Origin of the sequence: Pseudomonas sp. Sample_9 (genome assembly GCF_004307535.1) — a bacterium.
Taxonomy (GTDB): Bacteria; Pseudomonadota; Gammaproteobacteria; order Pseudomonadales; family Pseudomonadaceae; genus Aquipseudomonas; species Aquipseudomonas mercuritolerans.
In genome coordinates, this window is the sequence record NZ_RAZO01000199.1 from 1 (window position 1) to 5474 (window position 5474).

Genomic DNA, 5474 nt, shown 5'->3' on the forward strand with positions numbered 1-5474 from the left:
GCGGTTGGAGGGGCGATTGCCGAATGGGATGAAGGCTGTTGAATGTGATCAAGGACGGCTTATGTTGCGCTGCGAACAGGTGATCGCCGGCGCAGAGAATGGACGGTTGCTCAAGGTTGGCATTCAGGTATTCGACCGAAACCAGGATGCGCCGCCGTTGGCCAGGTTGGAAACCTTACTGACCCGCCCACCGTAGGAGCTGCCGAAGGCTGCGATCTTTTGATCTTCCCTCCCGCAACAAACACAAATCCCCCTGAGGGAGCGAGCCTGCTCGCGAAGGCGGAGTATCAGGCACCGAAATGCTCACATGTGCCACAGCCAGCCTCGCCAGCCAGGTTCCACAAATTCCAGCGTTCATGACGGTATCGAATCCGGCTTCAAAATCCCGTCGCTAGTATTCAAAAATAATGATGTGATTACGGTTGAGCCAAAAGTGTTGGCCTAAGCAAACAAACTAAGGATGGCAATGAGCAAATCTACAGTCCGTTTTGCACCATGGGTCGGCGCCCATTACGAGCGCGGCATCAACGGTCTACGCATTCTCGTGGTCTGCGAATCTCACTATGGCGCCAAAGAACATGAACGCCCGACAGCCACACCCGAGGTATTGAAGGCCCTGGCCTTGGGTCAGAAACACCCTCAAGCGACAGCTAAGCTTCGGCAACATGCACATTTCACCAAAATAATGGCTTCGATCCTAAATGCCAGGAAGCACTTTTCCAAAGCAGATAGGAGCGAATTTTGGCATAGCATTGCCTACTACAATTTCATCCAAGAGTTTTTGCCCGGCCCCCGCAAAGCGCCATCGGCCGCAGCTTGGGAGAAAGGTGAGCAATCGTTTACTGAAGTCCTGGAGGTGCTGGCACCAGAGTTGATCGTCTGCTTCAGCAAACGAAACGGACGTCGAGTTACTGCGCTAGCGGGCGGTATACCTGTGGCAGTGGCTAATCACCCGTCTTCGCAGTTTGCTTACTCCAAAGTCAATCCCATCATCGCTAAACAGATCAAGCAGGCATTGGCGCGCAAGGCGCAACTAACAGATTTCGCCAGTACCAGCGTTCTGTATTCACGTTGGTGCGAGGCCACAGCTTCCGCCTTGCCTACACCAGGAAAACGTCTTTCGGATTCGGAAAGGCTTGAGCTAATTGCGAAGCGCAGGGAATCGATGGCTGTGGCCGACGAAGCTGCACTGGCGTAGGTCAGTCGACTACCCACGCCGGCCACCCCGCCTGATAGCAGCCGCCCTTCTCCCCGGCAGTTACTGAGCCAGAAGCAGACCTTCAAGCCATTGACCATATACACTCGCAAAATTGCATCAAAGTCTGATGTAACTGTTCAGGGAGAAAAGGGATTCATGAGTCTTGATCTGCACTTGGAAGCCGATAGCGCGCTCACAATTTCAGCGCTGAAAAGCGCCCTTGAGAATGCAGGAGCTCTTGAAATAGATGTAGCGGGTGATCGCTTGTTCGCCATATTTCCCTCGGGACTTAGGGTGAGCGGCGACTTAACAGATGACTCTACGATCTATGCTGAGAATAAAAAGGGTATCGGGTTTCCTGTCGCTTTGCGTTGCACCATCAGAATAAAAGGGGCTGACCCTGAGGGACACTCACCTATGGAGGATGTGGATAAAATCGCTGAATCAATATCGCAGTCGTGTCCCGCCTTCTTTCTAATTAGCTTTCAATTCGAACAAACCTTGTACTGGCGGGATGCGAAAGGGCTGCATCGACCTTGAGATCGGTGCCCGCGCGTCCGCCATAAAGGCAGGGGAAACGAGCTATGAGTATGAAACATGAACTTTGGTTGGAACCTCATGGTTGCCAGACTTTCTGCCTGGCCAGAATTCATGGTGATGACGCGCGCAATCTACTTTCAGCAAACTCCCAGCTGATCTGGACAATCGAAGCGGACAGTTGCTTCGAGGCGATGACCAAATACTATTCCTTCATGGAGTCGGGTGAATACCGGACAGACTTTCGCGAGCATGATCAAATGTCCTACGCAGAGCTCGGATGGGATAAGTAACGAGGCCAAGCGATAGGCTCGCGAAGGCGCCAGCTCTAACAACAAATCGCCTTTCTGGCGCCCCCGGACATCTACCTCACCCCGCCACCTCCAAATTATCCATCACCCGATTCACCGCCAGCTCCCCCAGCATGATCAGTTGAGCAACCCCCAACAATGCCCGCCGCTGCGGCGCCGGCAACAGACTGGAAATGTCCTGAGCAATCGTCTTCGCCGAAGCAAGCGTTTCACTCGCATCAGCCAGCAGTTCTTCATTCTTGGTATCCGCCGTCACCGCATACATCCCACGCGCCTTACGCGGCGGAGGCAGGAGATTGTTTGGCGACAGGTAATGATCGAGCGCACGGTCAGCGGCTTCGTGGAGTTTGTTGGAATCGAGGGATTCGTAGGGAGACGTGGGATCGGTTTCGGGCGGGTTGGGTGTTTGTTTGATCATGGTGAAGCTCCTTGATTATTGGAGCCGCCACGTTTCGCTGCGAAACGAAGAGAGGTGGCAGCTGTACGCAGGTTCGCAGACCGGGAATCAAGGAACCCGGCATACCCGAAGGTATCCCGCGCACAGCCGCCATAAAGCATCACTGCCAAAAATGACAACGAACTGGAGCGCTGTGCGCCTTGATTGATCCGAGCTGCGAAACCCGACCGCTGATTCGTCAGCGACCGCACCACAATAGAACCCGCCCCCTAGGCGCACAAGCCGGCGGATTCTGGCGTAGCTGTAGGCAAAAGCGCAAGGATATGTAGCCTGGGAGCGTGACTGGAGATGTCTTTTTAAACATCGGTGTTTATCAAGGGCAACCATGCCAGCGTTGGGGACTGCAAATTACAACAGGGCTAAACAAAACCTGACTTCACAGCTATACCAAAGCAGATCATGACCAATAACAGACCAATCACGCTCCATTGCAGCACGGCGAGCTTTCGTTTCAGTGGAGCTGGAAAACGGGCTAAATCTTCAGAACTCAGCTCGCCCCTTTTCAAATAAAACCCAGGGAAGGTCACAATCCCTGAAATGCCACCGATCAGCAAAAGCTTCCCCCAAGGCCCACCATGCCTAAGGGGAGCGCGAGACATAATGGCTGAGCAATTTTTCAGATGCTCCAACATCAAATCCACCTTTGTATAAGCCAAGTGCAAACAAATGCCTATCCAAAGAATAAGCCCTGCTATATCAGCGACAGCAATGGACAGAAGTACCTTATCAACGAACGTCATACTCACTTCACTGCCTCATAGATCTTCTCACCAGCCCATTCGCTGGTAGCGCCTCCGAGGGCGCCACCAGCATATGAACCTGCTGCGACAACAATAACGCCGCATGCCAAAGTTGCCATGCCGCCTGTAGGTACACCCAAGCCGACACAGATAATTCCAGCCGTGGAGCCGGTCAAAAACGCACCGGCAGCAGCGCCGCCGGCTACTCCCCCGATGAAACTACCGCCCTCGGTATATTTGATCTTCTCGCATGCATCTACGTCGCCAGCCGCACAGACCTGCTGAACCTTCATGTAAGACGCCCCGCCGCCCACTGCTGTGCCGACCCAACCGCCGTACTTTACGACCTTGGCTGCTCTGGCGACACCCTCCGCGTGCGTGGCGTAACCGGGAATCTGTCCCGGCGCGCCAGCCAGACTCCAGTGATGAACCAGGCTTTTGCTCGATATGCCGAGGGCTGACTTCAGACTTGGATGATCAGGGAAGCCGATGCCTTTTCGGGTTAAGCCGTTGAGCTGTCTATCGAGCTTCGCAAACAGTCGCGCACGCTCAGCGAAAAACTCTGAGCTACGCAAGTGACCATCACGCTGAAAACTTTTCTGATGCAGAGCTTCGATTTCCGTCAGCGAGGTCTTCACGTCTTCCAGGTTCTTGGCAAAGATAGACTCACCAACGCCGATTGAGGTTGAGCCTTGCGAAAGGACGGATTCTATCTGGCTCCGATACTGAACCATGAAGCTGGCTTCTTCGTCGCTCATGGGTTTGAGTGCCGCGTCCACTTTCTGGGCGGCTTCCATGAGCAATGCTTCTTCACGAGTGCACTGCGGATTGTTCGGATCGCTCAGCACAATGAGCTGACCGGGCTTGGCGTAGCCGGTAACGTGGGGGTTGAGACGCGTGAATTTCTCAAGCGTTGCAATATCCGGCTTATCAAACAACGCCGCCTCTAACGCGGAGCGCGGCATGACTTGTTGGACGATATAAAATCCTGGCTACGCTATCGCCTTAACAGCAGCCGGTTTTTCCGCTGGAGCCTCCGGGTATTCCGCCCAGTACTTGGCGTGCAGATCGACCGGTTCAACGCCACGGTAAATCTTTTTTCTTGGTGGGTTAGGCAGTGCAGGCCTTGGCACATTTCCATATTCACTCATGACTCATCCTTGTCCATTTGGGGAATCTCGACTTGAGAGTTCAACAGCCTGACGCTATCGAAACGGCCAAGTGCTGGCTGTAGGACAAAGCCTAAAACGCTGTGCCCAAACAGCTGATTCCTTTCATTCGCTGGGTGCGCAGGATAGCTGGTGGAGGGAGATGGTTGTATGGCAGCGAATGGCCATCGACGGCGTTACCTTCTGGTTTGGCTGTGTTGATTGGACCTCGCAGCCGCTAACGGCGGACGCTCTCGGCCGAAATTGTTAAGGCTGAGTCGGGCATTTAAAAGGGACTGTTTTATTCAAAAGCGACACAGTAACTGTGGGAGCGAGCCTGCTCGCGAAGGCGCCAGCACTAACGCTAAATCTACCCGCTGGCGCCCCGCACATCACATCACCCCGCCACCTCCAAATTATCCATCACCCGATTCACCGCCAGCTCCCCCAACATGATCAGTTGAGCAACCCCCAACAACGCCCGCCGCTGCTGTGCCGGCAGCAAACTGGAAATGTCCTGAGCAATCGTCTTCGCCGAAGCAAGCGTTTCACTCGCATCCGCCAGCAGTTCTTCATTCTTGGTATCCGCCGTCACCGCATACATCCCACGCGCCTTACGCGGCGGAGGCAGGAGATTGTTTGGAGACAGGTAATGATCGAGCGCGCGATCAGCGGCTTCGTGGAGCTTGTTGGAATCGAGGGATTCGTAGGGAGACGTGGGATCGGTAACGGGTGGATTGGGTGTTGGTTTGATCATGGTGAAGCTCCTTGATGACTGGAGCCGCCACCGTTCGCGGTCAAACAAAGAGGGTGGCAGCTGTACGCGGGTTGACCGACCGGACATCAAGGAATCCGGCACACCCGAAGGTGTCCCACGCACAGCCACCGCAACAGAATTTCAGACAATGCCTGAACAGGTGCAGAACGCTGGCGCGCCTTGATATTGGGCGGACGGTCAAATCCGATCACTGATTCGTCAGCGACCGCACCACAATAGAACCCGCCTCCAAGGCGCACAAGCCGGCGGATTCTGGCGTAGCTGTAGGCAAAGGCGCAAGGATATGTAGCCTGGGAGCGTGACTG

General features: G+C 54.4%; 8 protein-coding genes and 1 pseudogene. 4 read left to right on the top strand and 5 right to left on the bottom strand.

The annotated features are described in order from the left end of the window. From D6877_RS10980 to D6877_RS10995, 4 genes are all read left to right on the top strand, one after another. The coding region (locus tag D6877_RS10980; RefSeq protein WP_178083670.1) for a type II secretion system protein GspI at positions 1-196 on the top strand (196 nt) is incomplete at its 5' end. 270 nt (positions 197-466) lie between these two features. Further along, positions 467-1198 carry a hypothetical protein gene (locus D6877_RS10985; RefSeq protein WP_130910778.1) on the top strand — a complete coding sequence of 244 codons (732 nt, stop codon included), beginning with the start codon at positions 467-469 and terminating at the stop codon, positions 1196-1198. Positions 1199-1354: 156 nt separating this feature from the next. Beyond that, positions 1355-1738, top strand: coding sequence for a hypothetical protein (locus D6877_RS10990; protein WP_130910779.1), 384 nt, complete (start codon positions 1355-1357; stop codon positions 1736-1738). 50 nt (positions 1739-1788) lie between these two features. After that, positions 1789-2028 (top strand): hypothetical protein, encoded by a 240-nt coding sequence (locus D6877_RS10995; RefSeq protein WP_130910780.1) that lies wholly within the window; start codon positions 1789-1791, stop codon positions 2026-2028. A 76-nt stretch (positions 2029-2104) separates the two neighbouring features. Here the strand turns inward: D6877_RS10995 and D6877_RS11000 are convergent, their stop codons facing one another. From D6877_RS11000 to D6877_RS29595, 5 genes and pseudogenes are all read right to left on the bottom strand, one after another. Then, a complete protein-coding gene (locus tag D6877_RS11000) occupies positions 2105-2464 on the bottom strand; it encodes a DUF6124 family protein (RefSeq protein ID WP_130910781.1) in 360 nt (119 codons plus the stop codon). A 398-nt stretch (positions 2465-2862) separates the two neighbouring features. After that, positions 2863-3243, bottom strand: coding sequence for a hypothetical protein (locus D6877_RS11005; protein ID WP_177433965.1), 381 nt, complete (start codon positions 3241-3243; stop codon positions 2863-2865). Positions 3244-3245: 2 nt separating this feature from the next. Beyond that, positions 3246-4394: pseudogene (locus D6877_RS11010) on the bottom strand (hypothetical protein). Between the two features lie 394 nt (positions 4395-4788). Continuing rightward, the gene (locus tag D6877_RS11015) at positions 4789-5148 is read right to left on the bottom strand and encodes a DUF6124 family protein (protein ID WP_130910783.1); all 360 of its coding nucleotides are present in this window, start codon (positions 5146-5148) and stop codon (positions 4789-4791) included. Positions 5149-5234: 86 nt separating this feature from the next. Then, the coding region (locus D6877_RS29595) for a hypothetical protein (protein WP_206662982.1) at positions 5235-5474 on the bottom strand (240 nt) is incomplete at its 5' end.